This is a genomic window from Lacrimispora sp. (assembly GCF_032078915.1).
Lineage (GTDB): Bacteria > Bacillota > Clostridia > Lachnospirales > Lachnospiraceae > Lacrimispora.
Map to the genome: position 1 here is coordinate 1 of NZ_DAMAUN010000184.1, position 3232 is coordinate 3232.

General features: G+C 47.7%; 4 protein-coding genes. All 4 read left to right on the top strand.

The features are described from left to right. A partial coding sequence (locus tag RT269_RS29945) for an ABC transporter permease subunit (RefSeq protein WP_313188172.1) occupies window positions 1-226 on the top strand: 226 nt, incomplete at its 5' end. 11 nt (window positions 227-237) lie between these two features. Further along, complete coding sequence (locus RT269_RS29950) at window positions 238-1092, top strand: ABC transporter permease (RefSeq protein WP_313188174.1); 855 nt, start codon at window positions 238-240, stop codon at window positions 1090-1092. A 20-nt stretch (window positions 1093-1112) separates the two neighbouring features. Continuing rightward, window positions 1113-2084 carry an ABC transporter ATP-binding protein gene (locus RT269_RS29955; protein ID WP_313188175.1) on the top strand — a complete coding sequence of 324 codons (972 nt, stop codon included), beginning with the start codon at window positions 1113-1115 and terminating at the stop codon, window positions 2082-2084. Next, window positions 2081-3118 (top strand): ABC transporter ATP-binding protein, encoded by a 1038-nt coding sequence (locus tag RT269_RS29960; RefSeq protein ID WP_313188177.1) that lies wholly within the window; start codon window positions 2081-2083, stop codon window positions 3116-3118. The genes RT269_RS29955 and RT269_RS29960 overlap by 4 nt, the downstream gene beginning before the upstream one ends. Window positions 3119-3232 lie beyond the last annotated feature (114 nt).

Consider the following 3232-nt stretch of genomic DNA (forward strand, 5'->3'; position numbering starts at 1 on the left):
TACGGTTGTGGGCCTGCAGGTCGGCACATTCCTGGGCGGAGCTGTTGTAACGGAACAGATATTTGGCTGGCCGGGAATTGGCACTCTGACGGTCCAGGCCATTGGGCTTCGGGATTTCCCGTTGGTGCAGTCCGTTCTTTTGGTAATATCTGCGTGTTTTGTACTGGTCAACCTGCTGGTAGATATTATCTATACCATTGTTGATCCGCGCATGGACTTTAACTAAGGGGGATTTGAATGAGCAGACAAGAATTATTCAGAAGAATGCGGAAAAGCAACTTTTTCGTCATAGGAGCGGTATTGGTTTCCTTTATTATTTTCGTATCGTTAATCTCTCCCTGGGCTGCGCCCCATAACCCCATAGCTTCGGATCTGACGCTCCGGTTAAAGATGCCTGATGGCTTCTCAAAGGGCTGGAGCGGCTACATTCTGGGAACAGATCCTCTGGGACAGGATATTTTGTCCAGACTGATGGTAGGCAGCAGGGTTTCTTTGTGGATCTCCTTTTCCGTGGTGATTGCCACGGCCATCATCGGCACCATCCTTGGAATCATATCCGGTTTTTTCGGTGGAATCATTGATACGGTCATTATGAGATTCAGCGACATTCAGGTGTCCATTCCTCCCATGATCCTGGCAGTCGCAGTTATGGCTGTACTTGGGAACAGCACCAATAATCTGATCCTGGTTCTGGTGTTTACAAGATGGGTGCAGTATGCCCGCGTAGTGCGGAGCAATGTTATGGGGATCCGGAATATGGAGTACATTCACGCTTCCCAGGTTTTAGGCTCCTCCAAGAAGAGGATCATGTTTACCCAGATCCTTCCCAATGTACTGACACAGCTTATCATTGTCATGAGCCAGGAATTTGGACGCACCATCCTGACCGAGTCCTCATTAAGCTTCCTGGGACTTGGAGTTCCGGCTCCTGCCCCTTCCTGGGGAGTTATGATCGCAGACGGCAGAGAGTATCTGGCAACGGCTCCGTGGGTCGTCGTAGCACCTGGGGCAGCGCTTATGATCGCAGTGCTGGCATTTAACTTTTTAGGTGACGGTGTACGTGACGTACTGGATCCAAAGAATAAGAATTAACCACGAAAGGGAGAATCCAGATGGAAAAATTAATTGAGATCAAAGATTTCTCAGTAAAATTTGAGACGGGTCGTGCCGTAGCATATGCTCTTAACGGGGTTAATCTTACAATAGGCAGAGGAGAAGCACTTGGACTGGTCGGAGAATCAGGCGCCGGTAAGACGACTACAGCCCTGGGAATGCTTAATTTGATTCCCCAGCCTGCCGGCAAGGTGACAGGCGGAGATATTCTGTATGAGGGGAAATCCGTATTCAAAATGTCTCAAAAAGAGTTGATGAACATGAGAGGCGACAAGATAGCCATGATATTCCAGAACCCTCTGACGTCTTTAAACCCTGTATTTACCGTAGGGGAACAGATCGGCATGGTTTTGCAGAAGCATAAGAATTTAAGCAAAAAGGAGGCCGTTAATGAGGCCGGCAAGCTGTTGGAAGTGGTGGGCATCGCTAAATACCGGGTGAATGATTTCCCCCACCAGTTTTCCGGCGGCATGAGACAGAGAGTCGGCATCGCCGCAGCCCTGGCCTGCAACCCCTCCCTTTTGATCGCAGATGAGCCCACCACAGCTTTGGACGTTACCATACAGGCCCAGATATTGGAGCTGATAAAAGAGCTTTTGGTCAAGTATGACAGCTCTCTGCTGATGATTACCCATAACCTGGGCATTATAGCGGAGATCTGCGACAATGTTGCCGTCATGTATGCGGGGATCATCGTGGAGTATGGTTCTGTGGAGGAGGTATTCAGCAAACCTTCTCATCCCTATACCATTGGTTTGTTCGGTTCCATCCCCAAGCTTACGGGGCCAAGGGAAAGGCTTGCCTCCATTCCCGGAACAGTAGCAAATCCGGAAAATCTTCCCTCAGGCTGTCCGTTCCATGAACGGTGCGGGAAAGCCTCGGGCCGATGTTCAGAACATGCGCCGCAGATGTTTCAGATAGGTGAGAATCATTATGTGGCCTGCCATAAAGCCGGGGAGGTCAAAGTATGAATGGAATAGACAATGGAAGAAAACCTCTGATTCAGGTTAAAAATCTAAAAAAATATTTTGAAATCAAGGGAAAGGGAGAACTTCACGCAGTGGACAATATTTCCTTTGATATTTATCCGGGAGAGACTCTTGGTCTGGTGGGAGAGTCCGGATGCGGAAAAAGCACGGTTGGAAACGTAATCATGAGACTGCATAAGCCGACGGGAGGAGAATTGATTTACGGGGAAAAGGATGTATTTAAGGCAGCAGGAAAGCAGGAGCTGTTAGAAATGTGCTCTAAAATACAGATTATTTTCCAGGACCCCTATTCTTCTTTAAATCCCAGGAAGACCATTCGTTCCATATTGAAAGAGGCTTATAAGATCCATAGGATCGGTTCTGACAAGGAAAAGGATGAGAAAATAGAAACGTTGTGTGATGACTGCGGAATTTCAAGGGATTTGCTGAACAAATATCCTCATGAGCTGGATGGAGGAAAACGCCAGATCGTGGGAATTGCCAGGGCATTATCCTTATCACCGGAATTTATTGTCTGTGATGAGCCGGTATCCTCCCTTGACGTATCCATTCAGGCGACTATCATCAATCTGCTTATGGATTTACAGAAAAAAAGAGGCTTGTCCTATCTTTTTATTTCTCACGATTTATCGGTAGTGCGCCATATTTCAAACCGCATTGCCGTCATGTATCTGGGACAGATCATTGAAAGTGCGGAAACGGATGACATCTTTAATAATGCCGTACATCCCTATACCATAGCTCTTTTATCAGCCATTCCAAAGGTGGAGACCGGAAAAAAGGTGTCCCGTATCGTGCTGAAAGGGGATGTCCCCAGCCCTCTTAACCCGCCGGAAGGCTGCCGGTTTGCCCCAAGATGCTGGATGGCGCAGGAAATATGCAAAAAAGAAACCCCTGCTCTTCGGGAAACAGGGGAAAAGGGTCATTGCGTGGCCTGTCATTTCTGGGAAGAATCCAGAGCGGCGGCTGTGAAGGAGCAGGCTGCAATGAAAAAAACGGAGACGCAGACCATATAATTATGATAAAATGAAATGCCCTGTGGCTATGGGAACTTCAGCCATAGGGCATTTTTTTGTGTAATAGGAAAGTTCTTCTGCGAAGAACTCCAGGATGTAAAAATGCCCGCTTTT

What these genes read in the sequence shown, in the direction of transcription:
- RT269_RS29950 (WP_313188174.1), top strand. Translation starts at nt 238, where the DNA reads ATGAGCAGACAAGAATTATTCAGAAGAATGCGGAAAAGCAACTTTTTC.
- RT269_RS29955 (WP_313188175.1), top strand. Translation starts at nt 1,113, where the DNA reads ATGGAAAAATTAATTGAGATCAAAGATTTCTCAGTAAAATTTGAGACG.
- RT269_RS29960 (WP_313188177.1), top strand. Translation starts at nt 2,081, where the DNA reads ATGAATGGAATAGACAATGGAAGAAAACCTCTGATTCAGGTTAAAAAT.